Source organism: Sphingorhabdus contaminans, from assembly GCF_007280415.1.
Lineage (GTDB): Bacteria > Pseudomonadota > Alphaproteobacteria > Sphingomonadales > Sphingomonadaceae > Sphingorhabdus_B > Sphingorhabdus_B contaminans.
The window spans coordinates 1,001,004-1,025,725 of the sequence record NZ_VKKU01000001.1; the positions used below are offsets into that span (position 1 = coordinate 1,001,004).

A 24,722-nucleotide genomic window follows, 5' to 3' on the forward strand; every position below is an offset into this window, starting at 1 on the left:
TGCGCGCTGTAAGGCAGTTATTCTGCCTGCAAGCGTATTTTGGTTCGAGATCGAAGCCATTTTGGCGTCCCGAAGGGATTTGACCCATTTTGCCCATGGCTGCGTCAGAAAGCCTTGAGATATATCTATATCCCAGCGGCTTCCTTCCTTTCCTCAAGCAAAATGGCCTCAAACCTCGACGACGATATTTATGAGTTCACGGCCTGAGTTATTCCCCCTACCCAAGTCGCCAAACTTTCCATAAGGTAAAACAAAAGGAGCCGACACCCCATGCGATTTTTGAAAACATTAATCTGGGTGACCGTGATTGTCGGCCTGATTGTGTTTGCAACGAACAATTGGGTGCCCGTCTCTATCAGCCTGTGGGGCGGCATGCGGCTTGACACCAAATTGCCTGCGCTTGTGATTGCCGCTTTCATGCTCGGCTTTTTCCCGCTCTATTTTATTCACCGCACGGTATTGTGGCGAATGAAACGGCGCCTTTTGACGCTGGAGGGCAATCAGCGGACGGCCACATTCCCATCACCGCCGCCCGTTCCCCCGCGGCCAAGCTATGTTCCGGGTGATGCGGCATGACCAATCCTCTCTACGTCGCGATCGACACACCCTATCTTGATGACGCGGTGGAACTGACCAAACGGATCAAACATCATGTCGGCGGCGTTAAGCTTGGTCTCGAATTTTTCTGTGCCAATGGCCATCATGGTGTCCATGAAGTCCAAAAGCTGGGTTTACCGATCTTTCTTGATCTGAAGTTGCACGACATCCCCAATACGGTTGCCAAAGCCATGCAGGCTATCAACGTGCTGGAACCAGCCATTGTTACTATCCACGCCGCCGGCGGCCGGGCAATGATGGAGGATGCCAAGGCTGCGGCCGGTGCCCACACCAAAGTCGTCGCAGTGACTGTTTTGACGAGCCTCGACGATCATGATTTGAGCCGTGTCGGCGTACCCGACAGCCCGGATTCTCAGGTTGCGCGCCTTGCGGCACTTGCCCAGGAAGCTGGTCTGGATGGTATCGTTTGTTCAGGCCATGAGGTGAAAGCGGTCAAAAGGCTGTGGAAAGACGGATTCTTCGTTGTTCCCGGCCTTCGTCCGGAGGGAGGGCAAAGCGGCGATCAGAAACGCACCGTGACGCCACGACAAGCGCGCGACGATGGCGCAAGCGTTCTTGTTGTAGGACGACCCATCACCAAGGCAGAAAACCCGGATGAAGCAGCGCGGGCTATTGTCGGGACTCTCTGATGTCCGATCATGCGACGCCAAATCTGCCGTCGCGTGACTATACAAACACAATCAACTTTTATAGACGACTGGGCTTCGAAACGAGTTAGCATGACAGCAACTGGTTGATTCTCGAACGAGGCGGCCTTTGCCTTGAGTTTTTCCGCTATCCCGATCTGGACGCGGCACAAAGTTCGTTCAGTTGCTGCCTCCGACTGGACGATGTCTATGCATTTCACAAAATATGTCTGGACGCCGGTATTCCCGAAAAAACGACCGGTTGGCCACGTATACATCCGCCGAAGCGGGCACATAGCGGTATGGTTGTCGGCTATCTGGTCGACCTAGACGGGACATTGTTGCGGCTTGTGCAAAATCCCGAATAAGACGCCGGATTGTGAACTTCAGGGTGACGAACGCAACGGGTTCGGCTAACCGCGCCGACATGCCAACCCAAATCAAAATTTGTGGCCTCAAGGATGAGGCTGGTGTCGATGCCGCTGCGCGTGCCGGGGCCACCCATATCGGGCTCAATCTCTACGAGAAAAGCCCCCGTTATCTTCCGCTCGAGCATGCTGCAGCCTTGCGCATGCGAACACCTGAACAATTCAAGGTCGTCCTGCTGCTCGTTAACGCGGAACCGGGTTATACGGCAAAGGCGCTCGAAATTGTGAAACCAGATGTGGTCCAGTTCCACGGCACGGAAACAGCGGAGTGGTTGCGCGTTCTCAAAGGCGTAACCTCTGTTGAAATCTGGAAGGCGTTAGGCGTGAAGGACGCGGAAACGCTCAAGAAAAGTGCGCGCTATATAGGTGCTGCCGACCTGTTGCTGTTCGACGCGCCCGCGCAGGCTTTGCCAGGTGGTACCGGCATGCGATTTGACTGGTCTCTACTTGCCGACCACCGACATGAAATTCCGTGGGGATTGGCCGGGGGATTAACATCCGCGAACGTTGCCGAAGCCCTTCGCCAGACACAGGCGCCGTTGGTGGACACCTCATCGGGGGTGGAGTCCGCTCCGGGCATCAAGGATATGGACAAGATTGCCCAGTTCTGCAAAGCGGTGCGCGACCATGACAACAGCTGAACCCACCCCGAACTCATTCCGCAACCAACCCGACGAGAATGGCCATTTTGGCCAGTTTGGCGGACGGTATGTAGCGGAAACATTGATGCCGCTCGTACTTGATCTCGAACGCCATTACCGGCTTGCTAAAACCGACCCGGCGTTTCAGGCGCAGTTCGACGATTTGCTTGAGCATTATGTCGGACGCCCTTCCCCACTATATTATGCAGAACGACTGACGGAAGAGGTGCGGAAAACGGCACCGGAAGGTAAAGGCGCCCAAATCTGGTTCAAGCGGGATGAACTGAACCACACCGGCGCGCACAAGATAAACAACTGTATCGGCCAGATATTGTTGGCTATCCGGATGGGCAAAACGCGCATCATTGCCGAAACCGGCGCAGGCCAGCATGGCGTGGCCACGGCTACCGTCTGCGCGCGCTTTGGTCTTCCCTGTTTCATTTATATGGGTGCCAAAGATGTCGAACGGCAGCAGCCCAATGTGTTCCGCATGCGGCTTTTGGGTGCAGAAGTTATCCCGGTAACGTCGGGCGCGAATACGCTGAAAGATGCGATGAACGAGGCGCTGCGGGACTGGGTCGCCAATGTACACGATACATTCTACATCATCGGCACGGCAGCCGGACCGCATCCCTACCCCGAACTGGTCCGCGATTTTCAAAGCGTTATCGGCAAGGAAGCCCGGGCCCAATTGCTGAGCCGGACGGGCCGGCTGCCCGACATGCTTGTGGCGGCCATAGGTGGCGGATCAAATGCTATCGGGCTATTCCACCCCTTTCTTGACGACAAGGATGTGGCGATGCTGGGTGTAGAGGCCGCAGGTCACGGCCTGGACAAGGAGCATGCCGCAAGTCTGGCGGGTGGACGCCCCGGAATCTTGCATGGCAACAAAACCTATCTGCTTCAGGATGAAGACGGCCAGATTGCCGAGGCACATTCCATCTCGGCAGGGCTTGACTATCCTGGCATCGGACCGGAGCATAGCTGGCTGAAGGAAATAGGCCGGGTGCGTTATGACAGCGTTACCGATAGCGAGGCTCTGAACGCTTTTCAGCTGCTCTGCCGTACCGAGGGGATCATCCCCGCTCTTGAACCTGCCCACGCCATCGCAGCCGTGGAACGCGAGGCCCGGAAAATGGATCGGGACCAGATCATATTGGCGAACCTGTGTGGCCGGGGAGACAAGGATATCTTCACCGTGGCTGAAGCTTTGGGTACGACGATATGACTCGTCTATCTTCGGCATTTTCCAAGCCCCATGCCGCTTTGGTGACCTTTATCACGGCAGGTGATGGAGACACCGCGGCCAATCTGGATGCGCTTGTGGCCGGGGGCGCGGACGTCATTGAACTCGGTATGCCGTTCACAGACCCGATGGCCGACGGTCCCGCGATTCAGGAAGCAAATATCCGCAGTCTGGGCGCCGGAACCACCACCGCTGACATTTTCGCAATCGCTGCCGCATTCCGCGCGCGCCACCCGGACACGCCGCTTGTGCTGATGGGCTATGCCAACCCAATGACGATCCGGGGCGGGGAATGGTTTGCTTCCGAGTGCAACAAAGCGGGCGTGGATGGCGTTATCTGCGTCGACATTCCGCCAGAGGAAGACGCCGAGCTTGGCCCCGTGCTGCGCGCGGCGGGTATCGACCTGATCCGCCTCGCCACGCCGACCACCGACAAGGCGCGGCTGCCAGCGGTACTCGATGGCGCGTCCGGATTTCTCTATTATGTCAGTGTCGCCGGCATCACCGGCCTGCAACAGGCTGCACAGACCAGCATTGACGAAGCTGTGGCCCGCCTGAAATCCTATACCGATTTGCCCGTCGCAGTCGGCTTTGGCGTCCGCACACCAGAACAAGCCGCCAATATCGCGCAGGTTGCCGATGGGGTGGTTGTCGGGTCCGCACTTGTGGAGCTTGTCGCGCGGCATGGCAGCAATGCTGCTGGTGCCTTGCAGGATTATGTGGCATCCCTGAAACACGCAATTGTCGCAGCCAGAAAGGCGTAACTATGAACTGGGTCACCCGCGTACGCAACGCTATCCCCTTCATCGCGAAACGCGAAACAGCGGAAACTCTGTGGCACAAGTGCAAGGGCTGCAACGCCATGATTTTCCTGAAGGAATTTGAGGAAAATCAATCGGTCTGTCCCAAATGCGACCATCATGGCCGCATTGGACCTGCGGAACGTTTTGCGGCCCTGTTTGACGATGACAGCTACGAAGTTCTGAAGCCCCCTGTCGTGGGTGAAGATCCGCTGAAGTTCAAGGATACCAAAAAATATACAGACCGCATCAAGGCGGCTCGCCTCGCAACGGGTGAACAGGACGCCATGATCAGCGCCAAAGGTGAAATCAATGGCCAGACAGCGGTGATAAGCGTTCAGGATTTCGCATTCATGGGCGGATCCATGGGCATGGCCGTAGGCGAAGCCTTTATCGACGCGGTCAAGGTCGCGATCCGCGCGAAATGTCCATATATCATTTTTACTGCCGCAGGCGGGGCACGGATGCAGGAAGGAATCTTGTCCCTGATGCAAATGCCGCGCTCAACTGTGGCCATTCAGATGCTTCATGATGCCGGCCTTCCCTATATTGTAGTTCTGACCGATCCAACCACCGGGGGCGTTACAGCGTCCTACGCAATGCTTGGCGACGTGCAGATTGCCGAACCCGGTGCGTTAATCGGTTTTGCAGGACAACGCGTCATCGAGCAGACGATTCGGGAGAAGCTTCCGGAAGGCTTCCAGCGCGCCGAATATCTGCTTGAACATGGGATGATCGACATGGTGACCCACCGTCATGATTTGCGCGGCACATTGTCGCAGTTAATCGGCTTTTTGGCGCCTGAGAAAAAGGCGGCTTGAGGTAAGACGGTTGGTTTTCCAACCCCGTCATCCTAAAACAAGTTCAGGCTGACGCCCTTCAAATTTGGCCCCACTAAATCACATGCCTGATCACGCCCACTCGACCGATCCCGCCGTCCAGGCACAGCTCGACCGGCTGACAATGCTGTCCCCGGGCCGCGATGTTTTGGGCCTCGAACGCATCACGGCATTGCTCGACAGGTTAGGTAATCCGCATCTCGAACTACCTCCGGTCTTTCATGTTGCCGGTACCAATGGGAAAGGCTCGACCTGCGCCTTTTTGAGGTCAGCTATCGAGGCTGACGGTAAAACCACCCATGTCTATTCAAGTCCGCATCTGGTGCGGTTTAACGAGCGTATTCGTGTAGCGGGACAACTGATCGACGATGCCACGCTTGCCACCCTATTGTCCGAAGTGCTTGACCATGCCGAGGGTTTGCAGGCGAGCTTTTTCGAAGTCACAACAGCGGTAGCGTTCCTCGCCTTTGCCCGATCGACTGCCGACGCGTGCATCGTGGAGGTCGGTCTTGGCGGACGTTTGGATGCAACCAATGTTCTGGTTGGCCCTGCAGCCTGTGGCATTGCGTCGCTGGGTATCGATCATGAGGCATTTCTTCTCGCGCCTGAGGCAGGGACGCCCGAGGCACCACTCGACCGAATTGCATTTGAAAAGGCGGGAATAGCAAAAGCCGGATCACCGCTTGTCATTCAGAAATACACGCCATCAATGTTCGATACAATTGCCGCTGCCGCGCACCGAGCAAATGCGAAGCTGCTGGCACGTGGAACGCATTGGGATGCCGCGGTATATGAAGGGCACCTCCATTATCGTGATGACAAGGGGAAACTCACCCTTCCCCTGCCCCGCATGCCCGGCACACATCAGGCCGACAATGCAGCGCTAGCCATCGCGATGCTGCGGCACCAGTCGGCACTTGCGATACCCGAAGCGGCACTGGCTGCGGCGATGGAATGGACCCGTTGGCCTGCGCGGATGCAATTACTGGCTGACGGTCCCCTAAAGGCAAAATTGCCCCCGGGTCGGAATATCTGGCTTGACGGGGGCCATAATCCGGATGCCGGAATGGCCATTGCAAAGCTTCTCGAAAACGGACCGCCGGTTCACGTCATTCTCGGTCTGCTCAAAAACAAGGACGCAGTCGGATTTCTGAAACCCTTGGCAAGCAAGATCGCATCACTGCATGCTGTGCCCATTACCGGGCATGAACATCATGATCCAAAAGATCTGTGTTTGCTGGTCAAGGACGGGATGGGTGTTGTGCACGCCGATCCTGTCGCATCTGTGTCCGAAGCCCTGGACCGCATTGCGGAACACGGCGCACATGGCGATGTGCTCATTTGCGGTTCGCTTTATCTAGCCGGCGAAGTCTTACGGGATAATGCGCAGATACCGGATTGAGTACGATTGAACAGGGTCAAGCCGTTTTCGACTTACCCTGTCCTTTCCAAGCCAGCAAACCACCAACAACCAATACTCCTGCAAAGAGCGCGGTGATATTGTTGGCAAGTTCCAGCGGTTGCGACAGGAGAAGTCCGATCAGGCCCGCTACAACGAGGACAAAACCAAAAATGCGTACCGGACCAACCGGTTCCTTTAATGCCTTTTCGTCAATCGCATCGACTTGATGAATGCTCTGGACGACATACCCCTTGCTCCACAAGACCCACAACAGGATCATCCCCGGGATCGCGGCAACAACGGTAAAGCCCCAAAAGCCAACCCAACCCACTTTTTCGGCGATAATGCCCGCAGGTCCGGCCATGAACGTCCGCCCGACACCGGCAAAGGAAGACAGCAGGGCAAATTGGGTCGCGGTGTAGGCGATGCTAGACAGACCCGACAAATAGGTTGTGAATACGGTCAGACCAATGCCGCTGGTCATGTTTTCGGTGCAGATCGCGGCAACCATCATCCAATAATTGTTGCCGGATGCGGCCAGTATCATGAACATGACGTTCGAAAACATCATCATCAGTCCAGAAATGAGCAGCGCACGCCCCATGCCAAGCCACAAGATGAAGGGCGCCCCCAACGCGGATCCTACAATCAAGGCCCCAAAGCCCCAGAGTTTGTTTGCGGAGATATAATCCAGATCGGAAAAGCCTAAATCGACGATCATCGGGCTCAGCATTGCCTGTCCCATGGCATCGCCGACTTTATAGACAAGCACAAAGCCCAAAATGATAAAGGCGCCATGCCGGGTCAGAAATTCACGGAATGGATTGACCACTGCTTCGGTTAGCCATTGGCCGGGTTTCATGCCGGACACATGGGCGAAACGGTCAACAAATTTACCCGGTCCTGCCCAAAGAGCACCGATAATGGCGGGAATGATGCAAAAGGCCGTTAATCCGTAAGCGGTTGCCCATCCAAGCCCCAGCCCCTCTTGCGAGGCAAAGTAAATGGTACCTGCACCTGCAATTAGGTTTCCGGTGCGGTATCCAAACTGATTGGTGGCCGTCCCGTGGGCAAATTCGTCTTCTTCCAATATTTCAATTCGATAGGCATCAATCACAATATCCTGCGTTGCAGAGAGGAATGCTGTAATCAGCGCCCAAATCGCAAAAAGAGTCATGTTACCCGGTTGCGGGTTGCTCGCCCCCAATTGCCATATCGAAAAGAACAGGAGCGCCTGCACGAAAAACAGCCAACTGCGTCTCTGCCCAAAGGCTTTTGTCAAAATGGGCAGATGGAGTTTGTCGACGAGCGGCGCCCACAGAAATTTGATTGTGTAGGGAATACCCAAAGCCACCGCAAAACCGATCGTCGCCGTGTCGATGCCAACTTTTGCAAGCCAGAATGTCATGGTGGCGACCAGCAGGGTGAGCGGGAATCCGCTGGATATTCCGAGTAGAAAAGTGATGACCGGATTTTTACGGAGATAAGGACGAAACGCCGGAACCATCAACGCGATCACGGGCAGTGCCGCGAGAATAGCTACAAAAATGAAAAAGCGTATTAAATCGACCGACATCCGGACCCCTCCGATATTCTTTGCGTGAATGACTAACGTCATTTTCCTGAATGGCCAGTGACTTTAATAACGAAGTGCAATTCGCAATGCAGTGGCATCAACAGTGGCGTGACTTTTCGATCACAATGCGTCAAAGGCGCAAGGATGGCTAAACCACCTACCAGAGCGCCTGCGCGCCCCGCAAAACCACCACGCCTGCGCTGGGACAAAAAGCCTGCACGAAAACCGCGCCCGGATGCCGCACCATCCAAAGGTGCTCTGGAACGCAAGGATGGCGAAGAGCGGATTGCCAAACTGCTTGCCCGTGCCGGCGTAGCTTCGCGCCGCGAAATTGAACGCATGATTGCAGATGGACGGATCACGCTGAACGGTGAAAAGGTCGAAACACCGGCAACCTTGCTGAAATCTCTGCATGGCGTGGCTGTAGATGGCAAAGCGGTGGGCCAACCGGCGCCGACGCAACTCTATCTTTTTCACAAACCCGAAGGGTGCCTGACAGCCGAGCGTGACTTTAGCGGGCGCAAGACCATTTATGATGTGCTGCCCAAGGATTTGCCGCGTCTGATGCCTATTGGCCGGCTCGACCTCAATACCGAAGGTTTGCTCTTGCTGACCAATGACGGTGAATTCAAACGGCAGATGGAGTTGCCTTCCACCGGCATCGAACGGACGTATCGGGCCCGCTGCTTTGGTGACGTGACGCAGGAACAACTGGAAGAGTTGATCCACGGCATCGAAATCGACGGGGTACGTTACGGTCAGATTGACGCCAATCTGGAACGGCGTACAGGGCGAAATGGCTGGATCGAAATGACCCTGACCGAAGGAAAGAACCGCGAAGTTCGACGCGTATTGGAACATCTCGGACTGGAAGTCAGTCGCTTGATCCGTACCCGCTACGGCCCCTTTATTCTGGGGGACATGGCGCCGGGCACCGTCGGCGAAGTACGCCGGGTTGATCTGATTGCGTTTCGAAAGACTTTGAACTGATGCGTATCATTGCTGGTCAATGGCGTTCGCGTCCTCTGGTAGCGCCCAAGGGAGACACAACCCGCCCGACGGCGGACCGCACCCGCGAAACATTGTTTTCCATGCTGAATAGCCGCCTTGGTTCTTTTGAGGATTTGGCCGTGCTCGACCTGTTTGCAGGATCGGGTGCTTTAGGACTTGAAGCATTGTCGCGCGGGGCTGCGCATTGCACATTCGTCGAACAGGACGCCAATGCTCTGAAAGCTCTCGAAACCAATATCGACAAACTGGCTGCCAAAGGGCAGTCGGATATACGTCGCGGCTCGGTGCTTTCCTTAGGTTCGGCCATCAAGCCTTTCGACCTTGTTCTGATGGACCCTCCCTATGCAAGTGGTGCAGGATCGGTCGCACTGGATAAACTGGCGCGTCTGCGCTGGTTTGCTCCTTCGGCATGGATCAGCATCGAAACGGGCATAAAGGAAACAGTCGACGTCAAAGGTTTTGTTATCGATACCGTTCGTGACGTCGGCAAAGCGCGGCTAACACTGCTCCGCCCGGACGACACGCTTTGACGTCCCCCAAAATGTCGGGCGGTGATTGGGGAATCATCCTCCTTCTGTCGCTGCTGTGGGGTGGCGCATTTTTGATGATCGCACTCGGTTTGCGGAGCTTTCCTCCCATTACCCTTGCCTTCATGCGCATGGCTCTTGCCGTCCCGTTCATGTTGCTGGCACTCCGATTTATGGGCCAGAAACTGCCCAGTGATGCACGCAGCTGGCGGCAGCTATTCATATTAGGCGGCCTTAACGCCGCCTTCCCCTTCATGCTCTTTTTCTGGGGGCAATCTTTCATCAGTACAGGCCTGGGTTCGATACTGAATGCCACGACGCCCTTATGGGGCGTGTTGCTGGCTCATCTGTTCACCCGGGACGAAAAAGCGACTTCGTCGCGGCTTTTGGGCGTGTTCCTTGGGCTGGCCGGCATTGTTGTCATGGTCGGCACGGGCGCGCTCAAGGGAATGACCAGCGATGTGGTGGCGCAGCTTGCCTGTCTCAGCGCCACGGTCCTCTACGCTTTGGCGGCGATTTACGGACGCACCCTGTCCCAAACCACTATGACGCCATTTGTTGTGGCAACCGGGCAGGTATTTACCGCAGCCGTGCTGATCTTGCCGTTCATGTTGGTAATTGATCATCCATGGACCCTGCCCTTCGCACGATGGGATGCATGGATTGGCGCAATTGGTCTTGCCGTTCCATCAACAGCCTTTGCCTATTTTCTGTATTTCCGTCTCATTGACCGTGCCGGCGCATCCAATGCGATGCTCGTCGCTTTCATCCAGCCTGTCGTGGCGATCTTGCTGGGGGTCGTGGTCCTCGGCGAGTCCGTTGCGATAAAGGAAATGATCGGCGCGGCGTTGATTGCTTGTGGCCTGGTCGCAATTGATGGACGCCTATTTGCAAAGCTTGCGCAGAGGCGTTCCGTTCCCTAACTGTTCGCTAATGCCCGAAGCAAATCTCCAAAATGATCCGCCGTGGTTGAACGGCCTGAATCCGCCGCAGCGTGAAGCTGTTCTAACGACCGAGGGGCCCGTCCTTTTGCTCGCTGGTGCCGGCACCGGCAAAACAGCCGCGTTGACCGCGCGAATGGCGCAGATACTCTATACACGGCTGGCATGGCCATCGGAGATATTGGCCGTGACCTTCACCAACAAGGCTGCACGCGAAATGCGCGAGCGGATCGGGGCAATGGTAGGTGAAGCCGTCGAAGGTATGCCATGGCTTGGGACATTTCACAGCATCGGCGCCAAGTTACTCCGTCGCCATGCCGAAGTGGTCGGCTTGCAGAGCAATTTCACGATTATTGATACCGATGACCAGATCCGCCTGCTAAAACAACTGATCCAGTCCGAAGACCTCGATGAGAAACGCTTTCCCGCCCGCGGGCTGGCCGCATTGCTCGACAAATGGAAAAATGCGGGAAAATCGCCGTCCGACCTCGATGCCGCCGATAATGAGGCTTATGCCAATGGCAAAGGCCAGCGAATGTACGCACTCTATCAGGCGCGTTTGCTGGCGTTAAATGCGTGCGACTTTGGTGACTTGTTGCTGCATGGGCTGAACCTGCTCAAGAATAATCGCGACATTCTCGAAAAATATCAGGGGCAGTTCAAATATATACTGGTGGACGAATATCAGGACACAAACGCGGTGCAGTATCTCTGGCTTCGTCTGCTCGCGCAGAAGCGCAAGAACATATGCTGTGTGGGCGATGACGATCAGAGCATCTATTCCTGGCGCGGGGCTGAGGTCGCGAATATCCTGCGGTTCGAGAAGGATTTTCCGGGTGCGAAAATCATCAAGCTCGAGCAGAATTACCGGAGCACCCCGCATATACTGGCTGCGGCAAGCGGTTTGATCGATTCCAACAGCGCGCGCCTAGGCAAGACATTGTGGACGGAGCTTGATGAAGGCGAAAAAGTCCGCATCATCGGCGTTTGGGATGGTCCGGAAGAAGCCCGGCGTGTGGGCGAGGAAATCGAAAGCTTGCAGTATAAAGGCGAAAGCCTCGACAGCATTGCCATACTTGTCCGCGCCCAACACCAGACGCGCGAATTTGAAGACCGGTTTATCCAGATCGGAATGAACTATCGCATCGTCGGTGGATTCCGTTTCTATGAACGGGCCGAAATTCGCGATGCGATTGCCTATTTGCGGGTCGTCAATCAACCTGCCGATGACCTTGCGTTCGAACGGATCGTCAACGTCCCCAAACGCGGGATTGGGGATAAGGCTGTGGAAAAAATCCACATCGTTGCGCGTACCGACAAGACACCTTTAACGGTCGCAGCCGCCCGATTGGTCGGAACGGACGAACTATCCGGCAAAGCGCGCAAGTCGCTTGCCGATCTGGTCGTCGACATCGCCCGTTGGCGGGACGAAGCATCGCGCATGACACCGGCGGATCTGACACGCCTGATACTGGACGAAAGCGGCTACACCGCCGTTCTGCAGGCAGAACGCAGCGTCGAAGCGTCAGGGCGGCTTGAAAACCTGAACGAACTCACGCGCGCGATGGAAGAATATGAAACGCTGGGCGAGTTTCTCGAACATGTCAGCCTCGTCATGGACAATGAACGGGGCGACCCGGGCGCCAGTGTGACGATTATGACGATACACGCGGCCAAAGGCCTAGAGTATGACAATATATTCCTTGTTGGCTGGGAAGACGGCATTTTCCCGTCACAGCGCGCACTGGATGAAGGCGGGCTCGCCTCATTGGAAGAAGAGCGCCGGCTGGCCTATGTTGCCATCACACGGGCGCGGCGGAAATGCACAATCATTCACGCCGCCAATCGACGCATATATGGCCAATGGACGTCAAGCATCCCCAGCCGATTCATTGAAGAACTGCCGCTAGAGCATATAGAGGCAGAGCAGACTATGACCGGCGGTGCATCCCTTTGGCGGGCGAACTGGTCCGAACATTCGGATCCCTTCGCCCACCTCGCCGCTGCCAATCAGGGCCGTAGCAACGCGCGAGGCCCCGGGTGGCAGAGGGCAACGACCAGTGGCGGGTTCAATCCCCGTCCGCAGCGTATCGCCGAAAACACGCGCAGTGCCGTTAGCCTGGGCAATAAGGGCCGCGAAGATCTGGCGGTAGGAATGCGCGTTTTCCACGAAAAATTCGGATATGGCACGATTGCAGAAATCGAAGGTAACAAGCTTGAAATCGATTTTGAAGTTGCCGGTCGGAAACGTGTGATGGACAGCTTTATAACTATCGCCTGAGCCAATCTTCCATAACGCTATGGAACGTGAAATCACGATCCGTGTTTGCATCCTTTGAAAAGGAGAAGCGACATGGCGATGATTGAAACACGGGACGGCGCATGGCTGTATGTAAAAGACTGGGGCGCAGGCAATCCGGTTGTCTTAATACATGGCTGGCCCTTGTCATCCGACAGTTGGGATCCAGTGGCCGACGCGCTGGCAAATGCCGGGCACAGGGTCATTTCCTATGACCGGCGCGGTTTCGGACGTTCCGAACAGACCTGGCAGGGTTATGATTACGACAGTTTGTCTGACGACCTAGCCGATGTTCTGAAGGCAACTGGTGCCACGGATAATGTTACGTTGGTCGGCTTCTCTATGGGCGGAGGCGAAGTCGCCCGCTATATGTCACGCCATAATGGCGCTGGCGTAATTCGCACAGCTCTCATTGCGTCGGTTGTGCCCTATATGCTGAAGACCGACGACAACCCCGAGGGCGTTCCGCAGGAAACTTTCGACCAGATGACTCAGCAAATGCTGGATGATCGCCCTGCTTTTATGAAGTCCTTCCTAAACGACTTTTTTGGCGTTGGCTGGTTGAGCAAGCCCGTCAGTTCGGCGGTTCTTGAATGGGCATGGCGGTTAACCATGCAGGCAGGGCTGCGGCCGACACTAAAATGCGCAGAGTCGTTTTCCTCTACGGATTTCCGTCGCGATCTACCCGCGTTTCGCGTTCCTACCCTTGTCATTCATGGGACCGCAGACAAGACTGTGCCTATCGAAGCCACCGGCCGGGTGGCTGCATCAATGATCGATGACGTCCAATTGGTCGAATATGCAGGTTCGCCGCATGGCCTCTTTGAAACAGATCGTGATCGCCTGATCGGCGACCTCATGGCTTTTCTGAACGGCGAAGAAGTCCGCTATCATAATTTGGAGGAACAGATGATCGATCCTGTTCTGCCACTGGGTAGCTACTAAACAGGGCTTAACCATTTAATGCCGCGGAGGAACATAGGTTCAGTTTACCAGCCTCCTCCGCGGTTGACGGGCGGTGACCCAACTAAATACCGCGTGAAAAGGCGAAAATGCACTTTTCCATCTCCAATTCCTAAAGTTTTGAAACCGATTGTCGTAACTCCATGAAATGCACGGTGACCTTTTCGAAATACTCCAGAAACGGACCATTTCATGGAACTGAATTATTCGTTGAATACAGCTTCGGGTCCGTCAATCGACGAATGCGCACCTGCACGTGAACGCCGGTCAGCCAATCGCCAAGTCTCCGTCATGCTTACCGCAAAGTTGGAGACTTCCGGTCGTCAGCAGCCTTGCCGCATTCTCAACATATCCACCAAAGGCGCCAATATTGAGTCGCTGATCAGCCTCAAGGTCGGGCAGCCTATCGAAATTGAATTCAGGTCAAATCTGAAATCAAAAGGCACTGTGCGTTGGGTGCGAGACTCGCAAGCGGGCGTGGAGTTTCAAGATGCCATAGACCTGAACGAAATCTGGAAACGGTCTGAGATAAGCATCAAGAGGATCAAACCGCGCCCTCCCCGCTATTGCTGCTTTGCACCGGCCATTGTTGAGCATGGTGATCAACGCCAAGAATGCCAGATTATCGATATCTCGGCATCCGGTATACGTGTTGTTGATATCACAAACATTGCACTTGGCGCGACGGTCATGATTGAACCGAAGGGATTACCCAGACATCGCGCAAAAGTTGTATGGTGCAACAAAGAGTCTGCCGGCCTTAAACTGATCAACCCCTTTAAATATCACGAACTGGAAATGTGGCTTCTGCAACAGGAAAGTTCCCATTTTCGGGATGGGACATGCTGATTGAAGTTGAGGCCGAACAGCTTGCGGTCGGAATGTATGTCCATTCGTTGGATTTGGCGTGGTACGAGCATCCTTTTTGGAGCCGCCGATTTCTGATCCGCGACCAATCGGATCTTGAAGCGCTTTTGAGTGCAGGGCCGAAAGTCGTTGTGATCGACGACAGCAAAGGCCTCGGTCTGTCCGCGCCATCCGAAAAGAAAACGCCGTTCCAATCAAAAGACACTGGCAATTCATCTGCACCCGCTATTTCTTTCGAATCCGGGCGCGATGACGTCGCTCAGTCAAGAGGTGCAACTCGCCGAGCAAAGTCGCCGCAAATTCCGGACACAATTGTAATACCGGAGCAAGAGAAAAGGCGAGCTCCACTCCTTGGCGATGCCCGGGCGGCTGAAATGCGGCGCGCCACAAAAATGCTTCAACGGTCCAAAACAGAAGTCATCAATCTGTTTGAAGACGCCCGACTTGGGAAAGCAATTTCGACCAAGAAAATCTCTGGCCTTGTTTCCCAGATATCAAACAGCGTTAACAAAGACCCATCGATTATTCTCAACGTTGCACGGCTTAAAACGAAGGACGAATACACTTACCTTCACTCGGTTTCTGTATGTGCCTTAATGATAAACTTGGCACGTCGATTGGGATTGGAGGAAGACGTTGTACAGGATCTGGGGTTGGCGGGGATGCTGCATGACCTCGGCAAAATGACCATTCCCGACCCGATATTGAACAAAGCTGGTAAGCTCGACGACGATGAGTGGCAAATTGTTCGCAGTCATCCGGAAAAGGGTTTTGCTATTCTATCCCAAACAGAATGCGGCACACCGACCGCACTGGATGTCTGCCTGCATCACCATGAAAAAATGGACGGTACCGGCTATCCTTTCCGTATTCCCGGTGAAAATATCACCCTCGCCGCGCGCATGGCCGCAATTTGCGACGTGTATGATGCGATTACATCGCAACGCAGCTATAACAAGCCTTTGTCGGGCGCGATGGCCTTGGCAAAAATGATGAGTTGGAAAGGCCATTTTGACCAGCAACTGCTCCGGTCATTTGTGGAAAGCCTCGGTATATTTCCAATCGGAAGCATCGTGCATTTGACCAATGAGACTCTCGCTGTTGTGATTGGCGAGGATCCAGAAGATTATTCCATGCCTCTGGTTCGGCTTTTCTATGACCTCCCAAGCCGAAGTGCCGTCGAATATCGGGACATACAGATTACACGTGATTCCGGCACAGTGCAGTTTCACGCGACCTATTATGACCCGGACCCCGCTATTGAAGCGTTGGCCAAAAACGCTCTTCATCAGGGCGAACATGCCTGAACCAATCATCTGAACTCGTAACGTCTGCGTAACAGCAGAAAATCTTGCGCTGGCCAGCCGCGATAATATTTGGCAAGTCATTGCCCATGCGCGATCAAAGCCTATCCCTAGTGAATGAAGCCCGCGGCGCCATGCAACGACGCGATGGCGATACAGCGCGCAGGCTGCTTCTTGAAATTGATGAAAAGGATCGGCCTTGGCTCATGCTCGCACAAGCTTGTAACATGGCAGGCGATACGGAAACCGAAGAGGCTGCGCTACAAGCACAATTGCACCTAAATCCCCGCGACATTCCCGCATTAATCCTGACGGCGGAGTTAAAAGCACGGCACGGTGACGACCGTGCTGCAAGTGCTTTTTTCCAGGCGGCACTCAATCAGGCATCTGTCCAGGGTGAGGTTCCTGCAGTCATCCAGCCTATGCTGAAACGAGCGGAACTCTTTCTGGTGGAAAGCCAGGATCGTTTTGAGCAGCATTTACTCGACAGTCTGAAAAAAAACGGCGTAACTGGCGAAGCCCGTATCGAAAGCGCGATCGATCTTCTTTTGGGCAAGAAGCAGCTCTTTCTCCAGCAACCCTCAAGCTTTTACTTTCCGGGGCTCCCGCAAAGGCAATTTTACGAACGGTCCGAATTTGACTGGATTGCCCCAATAGAGGCAAAAATTCCTGAAATGCGTTCGGAATTGCTGGCTGTATTGTCCGACGGACAAGATTTTGCGCCTTATGTCGAATCCAGTGCCGATCGACCGCAAGCTGCCAACCCCCTTATAAATGACCCAAGTTGGGGGGCCTATTATTTCTGGAAGAATGGCGAAATAGTTGAAGAACATGCTTCGCGTTGCCCGGTAACGATGGCAGCATTGGATTTGACCCCCATGCCACGGATTGACCAGCGGTCCCCTATAGCCCTTTGGTCGCTCCTAAAGCCAGGAACCCATATCAAACCGCACCACGGTTTACTGAATACCCGGCTGATCTGCCATATTCCGCTTATCATCCCCGAAAACTGCGCCTTACGGGTGGGAAATGAGACAAGAGCCTGGAAAGAGGGCGAAGCACTGATCTTCGACGATAGTATTGAGCATGAAGCATGGAACAACAGCGACCAAACCCGCGTCGTCCTTCTCTTTGAAGTGTGGCGGCCGGAAATCAGTCTGGCTGAACGTGAAGCGTTGACGGCGTTGTTCGAAACAATCAACGATTATCAGGGCGTCCCACAGGAAATTTGAATTCGGGTCGTTACAATTGTCATTTTGCTGGCTAGCAAAGCAATCTCTTTATCTGTCGTTTTCGAAAAGCTCATGTCTACCAAAGAAATCCATCCTCTCGCGATTGCAGATTTCCGCTATTATTGGCTGGCGCGCTTTATGGCGGTGCTCGCGACGATGGGTATGGTCGTCGTCATCGGATACCAGGCCTACGACATCGCCCGCAGCGATTATGGAATGTCGATCCGCGAGGCGTCTTTGCAACTTGGCTTGTTGGGGCTTTTCCAGTTCGTTCCCTTGGCTCTCTTGACCCCGGTTGCCGGCTGGGCCGCTGACCGTTGGGAGCGTCGTACGGTCGCACGGATTGCCAATTCCATCGATATGTTGGTGGCCCTTGCCTTGTGCTGGTTCACCTATAGCGACACTTTGACTCTGCCTTTGCTTTTTATATTCGCCGCGTTGCACGGGGTTGCGCGCGTATTTGTCGGTCCCTCCATGTCGGCGATAGCACCCAACATTGTACCTACCGCCTCTCTGCCCCGCGCTATCGCCATGAGTTCCATCGCCTGGCAAGTCGGATCAGTTTTTGGTCCGGCCGCAGGCGGTCTCCTTTTTGCAGCAAATCCGTCGGCTCCCTATCTGGTTTCCGCGGCATTGCTCCTGATTGCTTCAATCAGCCTCAGTTTTGTAAAACCGGTCTTTCCGCCGCCCATGGAACGCAAAGTACACCCGGTGCGTCAGATGATCGACGGAATCCGCTATACGTGGTCGGAACGCTTTTTGCTGGGGGCCATCACTCTCGATCTGTTTGCCGTTTTGCTGGCGGGGGCGACAGCGCTTTTACCCGTATATGCCCGTGACATATTACAGGTCGGGCCTGATGGCCTCGGCCAGTTGCGTGCCGCACCCGCGATAGGTGCATCCCTTGTTGCGTTGCTCCTCACCTTTCGCCCTTTGCGGCATAATGTCGGCAGCAAAATGCTTTGGGCGGTAGTCGCATTTGGTTTGGCGACCATCGGATTTGGGTTGAGTCACGAAATCGGTATGCATGTCTTTGAAAATGGGCGGATTTCTTTCTTGAACATGGGTGCAGGCATGGCTGTCGCTCTTGTCATGCTCATTCTTCTTGGTGCCTCTGATATGCTGTCCGTCTATGTACGGTCGTCCCTGGTACAGTTGAATACGCCCGATGATATGCGCGGGCGCGTTAGCTCGGTTTCGGGCCTTGCAATTTCCGCCTCCAATGAATTGGGCGAATTGCAATCCGGTGTGGCAGCCGCTCTGCTCGGCCCGGTCGGGGCAGTTGTTTTTGGCGGAGCCGGTGCCATAATGGTAACAGGCCTTTGGGCATGGCTGTTTCCAGAGCTAAAAAATGCCCGAACATTTGAACCGCAATATAGAGGGAAAAGTCCATGAAAGCCCAATCGATCCTCGACACCATCGGCAACAGCCCCCATATCCGGCTCGCACGAATGTTTCCCAATGCGGAAGTATGGGTGAAGTCGGAACGGTCAAATCCAGGTGGCTCTATCAAGGATCGCATTGGGCTAGCCATGATTGAAGCCGCTGAGCAGGATGGAAGTCTGAAGCCGGGCGGCACCATAATCGAACCAACGTCGGGCAACACCGGCGTCGGGCTCGCCATGGTAGCGGCCGTAAAGGGTTACAAGCTGATCCTTGTCATGCCCGAATCCATGTCGCTGGAACGCCGTCGTTTGATGCTTGCTTACGGGGCCACCTTCGATCTTACCCCTCGTGAAAAGGGAATGAAGGGCGCTATCGAACGCGCAATGGAACTGGTAGCAGCAACGCCCAATTCCTGGATGCCCCAGCAATTTGACAATCCGGCTAACATCAATGTCCATGTGCGCACCACGGCGCAGGAAATCCTGGCCGATTTTGCAGATGCCCCGATCAATGTGATGATCACGGGCGTGGGAACGGGCGGCCATATTACAGGCTGCGCGGAAGTGCTTAAAAAAGCATGGCCCAATTTAAAGGTATTTGCCGTTGAGCCCACGCTATCTCCTGTCATTAGCGGGGGGCAGCCTGGGCCGCACGCAATTCAGGGGATCGGCGCAGGTTTCATCCCTGAAAATCTGCATACCGCGCTTCTGGACGGGGTTATCCAGGTCGACCCGGACGTCGCCAAGGAAACTGCGCGTCGTGCCGCACGGGAAGAAGGGATGCTGGTTGGCATTTCGTCTGGTGCAACATTGGCCGCTATCGCCCAGAAATTGCCCGACTTGCCTGCGGGCAGCCGCATACTAGGCTTCAACTATGATACCGGGGAACGTTATTTGTCGGTTCCCGATTTTCTGCCTGTCGAATGATCAAATATGCCGGGGCCGCTATTCGCCCCGGCATAGTTTGCCCCCTTGTCGGGCGCCGATTGCGACCGGTCGGCGCTCCTATTTCGGTTTCATTTCTTTGGCAGATTTATCGTCCGGCTTGCCGTCGCCGTCATTGTCGAACCTGTCCGGCTTTCCGTCACCATTAACATCCCATGCATCCGGCACGCCGTTACCGTCGCGATCCCACGCATCCGGCCTGCCGTCTTCATTAGAATCGATAGTAGGCGGCGGCACTGACCCTTCGGGCGGTGGTGCCGGTTGCGCGAAAGCTGCGCCGTAAAAAGTTACCGTGCCTACTGTGCCAAGCAGTGCGGTCGTTACCCATTTATATGACTGTGACATTGGTTGCTCCTTTAAAGCCAACCCCCTGTCTGCATAGACCGTCCGCTATTTCGTTGATTACCGCTACCTTCTTGCGCCGATGGGAGACAGACGAGAGGTTGTCCGAAGACACCCTCCCATCCGTCGCTATCCTCGCACATTCTGTCTTCAAGCGACGGCAAACATCTCCGGCTGGAGAGCCATGACCGCTTCCGATCCTGCCTCAATCTTACGCCGCAAGGCACCGCAATCCGGCATGAAACGTTCCGCAAAATAGCGCGCAGTTACAAGCTTGGTCTGATAGAAAGCAGCGTTATCGGCGCCGTTGTCGAGAGCCGCCTGTGCAGCCTCAGCCATACGGAGCCATTGCAAGCCGAGCGCCACGATGCCCATGATATGCATGTAATGATGCGCACCCGCACCAACATTATCAGGGTTTGCCATGCCATTCTGCATGAACCACATCGTCGCGGCTTTTAACTCGCCATTCGCTTTTTCTAACCGGCCGGCCAGATCCGCCAGAGAACCAGATTTTGCAGAAGCGCATTCCTCATCGACTACCTTGAAAAATGCCTGAACAGCACGGCCGCCATTTTGGGCCAGTTTACGGCCCACAAGATCCATTGCCTGTACGCCATTGGTGCCTTCATAAATCATCGTAATACGGGCGTCGCGGACATATTGTTCCATTCCCCATTCGCCAATATAGCCGTGACCGCCATAAACTTGCTGGGCATTTGTGGCGACTTCATAACCCTTGTCCGTACCATAACCCTTGATAACCGGGGTCAGCAGCGACAAAAGATCGTCGGCATGCTGCCGCTCTTCTTCGGTCTGCGCGTAATGGAGCAGGTCCGCTTGTAATGCGCCCCAAAGACACAGAGCGCGCATCCCTTCAGTGAATGCCTTTGCATCCATCAGCATCCGGCGCACATCAGGATGTACGAACAAAGTATCGGCTTTTTGATCAAGATCCTTTGGTCCGGTAAGTGCGCGGCCCTGACGACGATCGTGCGCATAATGTACCGCATTTTGGTATGCCACTTCAGCGATACCCAAACCCTGCTGACCAACACCTAGGCGCGCGATATTCATCATGATGAACATAGCAGCGAGGCCTTTATTTTCCTCGCCCACCAGATAACCGGTGGCACCGTCATAGTTCATCACGCAGGTGGAGTTTCCATGAATCCCCATTTTATGCTCGATCGAACCACATGAAAGCGAGTTACGCGCACCGAGCGACCCATCATCATTCACCAAAAATTTGGGGACAATGAAAAGCGAGATACCCTTCACATTGTCCGGCGCATCCGGCGTTTTTGCCAGAACGAGATGGATGATATTTTCTGTGAGATCATGTTCCCCGGAGGAGATGAAGATCTTCATACCGGTGATGGCATAGCTTCCATCTCCATTCGGAACTGCCTTGGTGCGGATGAGGCCAAGATCAGTGCCACAATGCGGCTCCGTCAGGTTCATGGTTCCACCCCACTTACCTGATATCATATTGGGGGCATATTTCGCCTTCTGCTCTTCGCTACCCTTCACCAATATTGCCGATACCGCGCCATGCGTAAGGCCAGGATACATTGCAAATGCCATGTTGGAACTTGCCATGAACTCTTCAAATGCCATTGAAACGATATGCGGCATTCCTTGACCACCAAATTCCACAGGGGCTGATAAGGTTCCCCAACCAGCCTCGCAAAACTGGTCATAGGCTTCCTTGAAGCCATCTGGCGTCGTTACGCTGCCATCGGCATGCCGTGTGCATCCCTGTGCGTCGCCGACCTGGTTCAGAGGAAAAAGAACGCCTTCGACAAATTTGGCACCTTCGTTCAAGATCGCTTCAATCATATCGGTGCTGGCGTTTTCAAATCCGGGCAGGTTTGCGAAACGCTCAACTCCCAGAACTTCGTTGATAATGAACTGTGTATCGCGGACAGGTGCTTTGTAGCTGGGCATGGGACTTCCTCTGTGAAATCGGATCAGTTTTTGGGAGCTAGAATATCAGGATCAAGCGGCACTTTTGTTTTCTGCGGCTTCAACATTTTCAACCATGGCAACAAAATCGGTCAGTTCCTTGATGGCACTTTCGATATCGTCCCGCTGGGCTTTCAATAAATCAATGCGGTTCCGGCATTTTTCGATCGTCACGCGGCGCTGCACATTCCGTCCATCATTCAGATCATAAAGATCGATCATTTCCCGAATTTCGGCCAAGCTGAAACCGACGCGTTTGGCACGCAATATCCAGGCGAGACGGGCCCTGTCGCGCTTTGAATAAATGCGCGCCAACCCCATGCGTTCGGGCGAGATCAAGCCCTGATCCTCGTAAAAACGAAGAGCCCGGGCAGTCACGTCAAATTCGGTCGATAAATCGGAAATGGTGAAGGAATCGCGGTTAAACGCATCCGGCGTATCGATGGTGGCGTCGGCGCGCCTCTCATCATGTGTGAATTTATCCATGGCGACGCTTTCCCTCTTCGTTGCACTAACGTAACTACTTTACGTTAGCGTAAACGTCAACCAGGATTCTGACGTGCCAATCAGGTTTTGACTGGTGTTGGCACAGGGGTTTGCGGAGTTACCACCGGTTGTGTCGGCGTTGGTATGGTCGGCACCGGTTCGATAACAGGTTCCGGCTTTGGTTCCGGGCGCTTCACTGGCGTAGCCGTGTCTTTCAAAACGACCACTTCCTGGTTCATTTGAGTTACACCGAATAAGAGCTTCGCAAACTCGTGGGGCAACCGAATGCAACCATGAGAAGCCGGATAACCTGGAATATGCCCGCCATGCAGCGCGATGCCGTCCCACGTCAGACGTTGCATATAGGGCATGGGCGCATTGCTGTAGAGATTTGACTTATGATCAATATTCTTTTGAAGAATATTGAAATAGCCGGTCGGCGTTTCCTTACCCTTTTTGCCTGCGGAGATGGTGCTGAACCCGATCAGCTTGTCATTCTGGAAAATATAGATTCGCTGGATATCCAGCACCGCAACAATCTTCATCGGTCCTTCATAAACGGCCTGCTTTTCCCAGACATATTGCCCAGGCTTAAGTGAGTCCGTTGGCCCTTTTTTCTTTACGACCTTTGGTGCGACGGGCGCGGCCGACGCTTTAGGCGGGCTAGCTACCTCAGGGTTCGATGGCTGCGGTGCCGGGGACGGTAATTTCTCGCCGGTTAATGGCACCGGCGGGGTCGTAGCAGGCGGAGTTTGCTCGGATGGCGTTTGTGGCACCGGCGCATTAACAGGGGCGCCCGTAGTCGGTTGCGACATAACGGGTACCGATATCGACAGCAATCCAATTGCCGATATTGTGCGGACTTGCGCGCGGAACTTCATGTAGTGCCCCTGTGAGAAATTAGCTTGTTTCAACCAACTATGGTTTACGCCGATATAGCAAGCAATGAACGCGGTTTCGACAGGATTTTACCAATATGTGCAGGACATGAAGCGAATAATCGCGCTTAACTGCATAGTATTTGCGTCCAAGCGCGATGCGTAAGTCTTTTGGCAACCTACTTGAGTCATTATCAAGGGTGCAATGACACAGATGGGGCGCAGACAATTTTTTCGTACCGCGGCGGCGGGTATTTCCATGATTGCCACTCCGTCGGTGGCGAGCGACATTATCTTTCGATCCGGTACCGGCAATAGTTCCAGCGATTCCCCTTCCCCGCTCTTGCTAAGCCGCGCTAAAGCAGCGCTTGAAACTCACAAATCCCGGATCCGTAACCGCGACCTTCTGGCCATCGCGGACTTTTCTAAACCGTCGCGTGATCCGCGTTTCTATCTGGTCGACTTAAGGGGCGGCCAATCAAATTCCTTCCTTGTGGCACATGGAAAAGGCTCGGATCCCGCCCATAGCGGCTGGGTGCACAACTTTTCAAATACCCACGGATCCGAAGCAACGTCTGCCGGTGCTTATGCGGTCGGTGAAACCTATTTCGGCCAATATGGCGAATCCCGTCGCTTGATCGGCCTTGAACCACAGAATGACCAGGCTGAGGCGCGCGCCATTGTCATTCACCCGGCATGGTATGTGAACCAGACCCTAATTCAGGAACAAGGCAAAATTGGCAGGAGCCAAGGATGCTTTGCCTTTGCACAGTCCGATATCGCCCAGATATTGCAGCGCGTTGCGCCGGGCACACTACTTTACGCCGACAAGCTATAGCTTAAATCCGGTTTCCGGACTTGAAGACACCACAAATGATGCGCTTGCCGCTATTTCCACTGGGATCGGTTTTATAGTCGTCCGCTTTTTCGTGGATAATGATCGAACCACCGTCATTGTCCAGAAAACCACCATCACCTTCCAGCTTGATATCCTGCATCTTTAGCTCAAGCTTCAACTTGTTATCCGCGCCTGCAACAATGTTCGGCAAATCACCGCCATGCGCACCCAGCGGGTTATCATGGCCATGCTGTTTCATTCCCGGGTTCCAATGACCGCCCGCGCTGGCAAAATCGGGAGCTTCGCATTTTCCAACGGCGTGCAGATGCATCCCAAATGTGCCCGGCTGGGCCGACTGCCCCTCAATGCTCAGGAAAACGCCATCGCTGCGTCTGGAGATCGTTGCAACACCGGCCCAAGACCCGTCCGCGCGCGCGAGATCCGCAGAAATGACTTCCGAAACTGTTTTGCCAGTAGAAGGCGTCATACCAGCGCAACCTGAGACAACGGGTATCATAAGAAGGGGAAGGAATTTCTGCATGATAGTCTCCTACTCTTTG

24 protein-coding genes and 1 pseudogene are annotated in these 24,722 nt (G+C 54.5%); 19 read left to right on the forward strand and 6 right to left on the reverse strand.

Features of this window, described 5'->3' with window-relative positions; all coding sequences use genetic code 11:
- Positions 1 to 270 precede the first annotated feature (270 nt).
- The 8 genes and pseudogenes from FOM92_RS04890 (at position 271) to FOM92_RS04925 (ending at position 6,600) form a co-directional block, all read left to right on the forward strand.
- A complete protein-coding gene (locus FOM92_RS04890; RefSeq protein WP_143775668.1) occupies positions 271 to 576 on the forward strand; it encodes a hypothetical protein in 306 nt (101 codons plus the stop codon).
- Complete coding sequence (gene pyrF / locus FOM92_RS04895) at positions 573 to 1,247, forward strand: orotidine-5'-phosphate decarboxylase (RefSeq protein WP_143775669.1); 675 nt, start codon at positions 573 to 575, stop codon at positions 1,245 to 1,247. Before FOM92_RS04890 ends, pyrF begins: the two co-directional genes overlap by 4 nt.
- Positions 1,247 to 1,612 (forward strand): annotated as a pseudogene (locus FOM92_RS04900) (bleomycin resistance protein). The gene pyrF and the pseudogene FOM92_RS04900 overlap by 1 nt, the downstream one beginning before the upstream one ends.
- Positions 1,613 to 1,635: 23 nt before the next feature.
- Positions 1,636 to 2,313, forward strand: coding sequence for a phosphoribosylanthranilate isomerase (locus FOM92_RS04905; RefSeq protein ID WP_342778160.1), 678 nt, complete (start codon positions 1,636 to 1,638; stop codon positions 2,311 to 2,313).
- The gene (gene trpB, locus FOM92_RS04910; protein ID WP_143775670.1) at positions 2,300 to 3,541 is read left to right on the forward strand and encodes a tryptophan synthase subunit beta; all 1,242 of its coding nucleotides are present in this window, start codon (positions 2,300 to 2,302) and stop codon (positions 3,539 to 3,541) included. The genes FOM92_RS04905 and trpB overlap by 14 nt, the downstream gene beginning before the upstream one ends.
- Positions 3,538 to 4,323 carry a tryptophan synthase subunit alpha gene (gene trpA / locus FOM92_RS04915; protein ID WP_143775671.1) on the forward strand — a complete coding sequence of 262 codons (786 nt, stop codon included), beginning with the start codon at positions 3,538 to 3,540 and terminating at the stop codon, positions 4,321 to 4,323. The genes trpB and trpA overlap by 4 nt, the downstream gene beginning before the upstream one ends.
- A 2-nt stretch (positions 4,324 to 4,325) precedes the next feature.
- Positions 4,326 to 5,180: an acetyl-CoA carboxylase, carboxyltransferase subunit beta gene (gene accD, locus FOM92_RS04920; protein ID WP_143775672.1), complete on the forward strand. Its 855-nt coding sequence runs from the start codon at positions 4,326 to 4,328 to the stop codon at positions 5,178 to 5,180.
- Between the two features lie 82 nt (positions 5,181 to 5,262).
- The gene (locus tag FOM92_RS04925; RefSeq protein WP_143775673.1) at positions 5,263 to 6,600 is read left to right on the forward strand and encodes a bifunctional folylpolyglutamate synthase/dihydrofolate synthase; all 1,338 of its coding nucleotides are present in this window, start codon (positions 5,263 to 5,265) and stop codon (positions 6,598 to 6,600) included.
- 16 nt (positions 6,601 to 6,616) lie between these two features.
- Here FOM92_RS04925 and FOM92_RS04930 read toward each other — a convergent pair whose 3' ends face one another.
- Entirely contained in the window at positions 6,617 to 8,218 is a 1,602-nt protein-coding gene (locus FOM92_RS04930; protein ID WP_246087149.1) for an AmpG family muropeptide MFS transporter, read from the reverse strand.
- A gap of 102 nt (positions 8,219 to 8,320) precedes the next feature.
- Here FOM92_RS04930 and FOM92_RS04935 point away from each other — a divergent pair, with 102 nt between their 5' ends.
- The 10 genes from FOM92_RS04935 to cysK all read left to right on the forward strand — a co-directional run bounded on the left by FOM92_RS04935 (position 8,321) and on the right by cysK (position 19,632).
- A complete protein-coding gene (locus tag FOM92_RS04935; protein WP_143775674.1) occupies positions 8,321 to 9,166 on the forward strand; it encodes a pseudouridine synthase in 846 nt (281 codons plus the stop codon).
- Complete coding sequence (gene rsmD, locus FOM92_RS04940; RefSeq protein WP_143775675.1) at positions 9,166 to 9,717, forward strand: 16S rRNA (guanine(966)-N(2))-methyltransferase RsmD; 552 nt, start codon at positions 9,166 to 9,168, stop codon at positions 9,715 to 9,717. Before FOM92_RS04935 ends, rsmD begins: the two co-directional genes overlap by 1 nt.
- Positions 9,714 to 10,637, forward strand: a complete 924-nt coding sequence (locus FOM92_RS04945; RefSeq protein ID WP_143775676.1) for a DMT family transporter — start codon at positions 9,714 to 9,716, stop codon at positions 10,635 to 10,637. The genes rsmD and FOM92_RS04945 overlap by 4 nt, the downstream gene beginning before the upstream one ends.
- A 10-nt stretch (positions 10,638 to 10,647) precedes the next feature.
- On the forward strand, positions 10,648 to 12,936 hold the full coding sequence (locus FOM92_RS04950; RefSeq protein WP_143775677.1) for an ATP-dependent helicase: 2,289 nt from the start codon (positions 10,648 to 10,650) through the stop codon (positions 12,934 to 12,936).
- A 72-nt stretch (positions 12,937 to 13,008) separates the two neighbouring features.
- The gene (locus FOM92_RS04955; protein WP_143775678.1) at positions 13,009 to 13,899 is read left to right on the forward strand and encodes an alpha/beta fold hydrolase; all 891 of its coding nucleotides are present in this window, start codon (positions 13,009 to 13,011) and stop codon (positions 13,897 to 13,899) included.
- A 210-nt stretch (positions 13,900 to 14,109) separates the two neighbouring features.
- Positions 14,110 to 14,766: a PilZ domain-containing protein gene (locus tag FOM92_RS04960; protein ID WP_143775679.1), complete on the forward strand. Its 657-nt coding sequence runs from the start codon at positions 14,110 to 14,112 to the stop codon at positions 14,764 to 14,766.
- Positions 14,760 to 16,091, forward strand: a complete 1,332-nt coding sequence (locus FOM92_RS04965) for a cyclic di-GMP phosphodiesterase (protein ID WP_143775680.1) — start codon at positions 14,760 to 14,762, stop codon at positions 16,089 to 16,091. Before FOM92_RS04960 ends, FOM92_RS04965 begins: the two co-directional genes overlap by 7 nt.
- Positions 16,092 to 16,177: 86 nt before the next feature.
- The gene (locus FOM92_RS04970; RefSeq protein WP_143775681.1) at positions 16,178 to 17,320 is read left to right on the forward strand and encodes an aspartyl/asparaginyl beta-hydroxylase domain-containing protein; all 1,143 of its coding nucleotides are present in this window, start codon (positions 16,178 to 16,180) and stop codon (positions 17,318 to 17,320) included.
- A gap of 72 nt (positions 17,321 to 17,392) precedes the next feature.
- Positions 17,393 to 18,715: an MFS transporter gene (locus FOM92_RS04975; protein ID WP_143775682.1), complete on the forward strand. Its 1,323-nt coding sequence runs from the start codon at positions 17,393 to 17,395 to the stop codon at positions 18,713 to 18,715.
- Positions 18,712 to 19,632, forward strand: a complete 921-nt coding sequence (gene cysK, locus FOM92_RS04980; protein WP_143775683.1) for a cysteine synthase A — start codon at positions 18,712 to 18,714, stop codon at positions 19,630 to 19,632. Before FOM92_RS04975 ends, cysK begins: the two co-directional genes overlap by 4 nt.
- 78 nt (positions 19,633 to 19,710) lie before the next feature.
- Here the strand turns inward: cysK and FOM92_RS04985 are convergent, their stop codons facing one another.
- The 4 genes from FOM92_RS04985 to FOM92_RS16190 form a co-directional block, all read right to left on the reverse strand.
- Positions 19,711 to 19,995, reverse strand: coding sequence for a hypothetical protein (locus FOM92_RS04985; RefSeq protein ID WP_143775684.1), 285 nt, complete (start codon positions 19,993 to 19,995; stop codon positions 19,711 to 19,713).
- Positions 19,996 to 20,142: 147 nt separating this feature from the next.
- Positions 20,143 to 21,942, reverse strand: coding sequence for an acyl-CoA dehydrogenase C-terminal domain-containing protein (locus FOM92_RS04990; protein WP_143775685.1), 1,800 nt, complete (start codon positions 21,940 to 21,942; stop codon positions 20,143 to 20,145).
- A 51-nt stretch (positions 21,943 to 21,993) separates the two neighbouring features.
- A complete protein-coding gene (locus FOM92_RS04995; protein WP_143775686.1) occupies positions 21,994 to 22,446 on the reverse strand; it encodes a MerR family transcriptional regulator in 453 nt (150 codons plus the stop codon).
- 80 nt (positions 22,447 to 22,526) lie between these two features.
- Positions 22,527 to 23,327 (reverse strand): L,D-transpeptidase family protein, encoded by an 801-nt coding sequence (locus FOM92_RS16190; protein ID WP_342778161.1) that lies wholly within the window; start codon positions 23,325 to 23,327, stop codon positions 22,527 to 22,529.
- 211 nt (positions 23,328 to 23,538) lie between these two features.
- On the opposite strand from FOM92_RS16190, the gene FOM92_RS05005 reads away from it, so the two are divergent.
- The gene (locus FOM92_RS05005) at positions 23,539 to 24,162 is read left to right on the forward strand and encodes a murein L,D-transpeptidase catalytic domain family protein (protein WP_143775687.1); all 624 of its coding nucleotides are present in this window, start codon (positions 23,539 to 23,541) and stop codon (positions 24,160 to 24,162) included.
- A gap of 1 nt (position 24,163) precedes the next feature.
- Here FOM92_RS05005 and FOM92_RS05010 read toward each other — a convergent pair whose 3' ends face one another.
- Positions 24,164 to 24,703 (reverse strand): superoxide dismutase family protein, encoded by a 540-nt coding sequence (locus FOM92_RS05010; RefSeq protein WP_143775688.1) that lies wholly within the window; start codon positions 24,701 to 24,703, stop codon positions 24,164 to 24,166.
- Positions 24,704 to 24,722: the final 19 nt, after the last annotated feature.

Coding starts and splice junctions, on each gene's coding strand:
- FOM92_RS04890 (WP_143775668.1), top strand. CDS start 271: ATGCGATTTTTGAAAACATTAATCTGGGTGACCGTGATTGTCGGCCTG.
- pyrF (WP_143775669.1), top strand. CDS start 573: ATGACCAATCCTCTCTACGTCGCGATCGACACACCCTATCTTGATGAC.
- trpB (WP_143775670.1), top strand. CDS start 2,300: ATGACAACAGCTGAACCCACCCCGAACTCATTCCGCAACCAACCCGAC.
- trpA (WP_143775671.1), top strand. CDS start 3,538: ATGACTCGTCTATCTTCGGCATTTTCCAAGCCCCATGCCGCTTTGGTG.
- accD (WP_143775672.1), top strand. CDS start 4,326: ATGAACTGGGTCACCCGCGTACGCAACGCTATCCCCTTCATCGCGAAA.
- FOM92_RS04925 (WP_143775673.1), top strand. CDS start 5,263: ATGCCTGATCACGCCCACTCGACCGATCCCGCCGTCCAGGCACAGCTC.
- FOM92_RS04930 (WP_246087149.1), bottom strand. CDS start 8,218: ATGACGTTAGTCATTCACGCAAAGAATATCGGAGGGGTCCGGATGTCG.
- FOM92_RS04935 (WP_143775674.1), top strand. CDS start 8,321: ATGGCTAAACCACCTACCAGAGCGCCTGCGCGCCCCGCAAAACCACCA.
- rsmD (WP_143775675.1), top strand. CDS start 9,166: ATGCGTATCATTGCTGGTCAATGGCGTTCGCGTCCTCTGGTAGCGCCC.
- FOM92_RS04950 (WP_143775677.1), top strand. CDS start 10,648: ATGCCCGAAGCAAATCTCCAAAATGATCCGCCGTGGTTGAACGGCCTG.
- FOM92_RS04955 (WP_143775678.1), top strand. CDS start 13,009: ATGGCGATGATTGAAACACGGGACGGCGCATGGCTGTATGTAAAAGAC.
- FOM92_RS04960 (WP_143775679.1), top strand. CDS start 14,110: ATGGAACTGAATTATTCGTTGAATACAGCTTCGGGTCCGTCAATCGAC.
- FOM92_RS04965 (WP_143775680.1), top strand. CDS start 14,760: ATGCTGATTGAAGTTGAGGCCGAACAGCTTGCGGTCGGAATGTATGTC.
- FOM92_RS04970 (WP_143775681.1), top strand. CDS start 16,178: ATGCGCGATCAAAGCCTATCCCTAGTGAATGAAGCCCGCGGCGCCATG.
- FOM92_RS04975 (WP_143775682.1), top strand. CDS start 17,393: ATGTCTACCAAAGAAATCCATCCTCTCGCGATTGCAGATTTCCGCTAT.
- cysK (WP_143775683.1), top strand. CDS start 18,712: ATGAAAGCCCAATCGATCCTCGACACCATCGGCAACAGCCCCCATATC.
- FOM92_RS04985 (WP_143775684.1), bottom strand. CDS start 19,995: ATGTCACAGTCATATAAATGGGTAACGACCGCACTGCTTGGCACAGTA.
- FOM92_RS04990 (WP_143775685.1), bottom strand. CDS start 21,942: ATGCCCAGCTACAAAGCACCTGTCCGCGATACACAGTTCATTATCAAC.
- FOM92_RS04995 (WP_143775686.1), bottom strand. CDS start 22,446: ATGGATAAATTCACACATGATGAGAGGCGCGCCGACGCCACCATCGAT.
- FOM92_RS16190 (WP_342778161.1), bottom strand. CDS start 23,327: ATGAAGTTCCGCGCGCAAGTCCGCACAATATCGGCAATTGGATTGCTG.
- FOM92_RS05005 (WP_143775687.1), top strand. CDS start 23,539: ATGGGGCGCAGACAATTTTTTCGTACCGCGGCGGCGGGTATTTCCATG.
- FOM92_RS05010 (WP_143775688.1), bottom strand. CDS start 24,703: ATGCAGAAATTCCTTCCCCTTCTTATGATACCCGTTGTCTCAGGTTGC.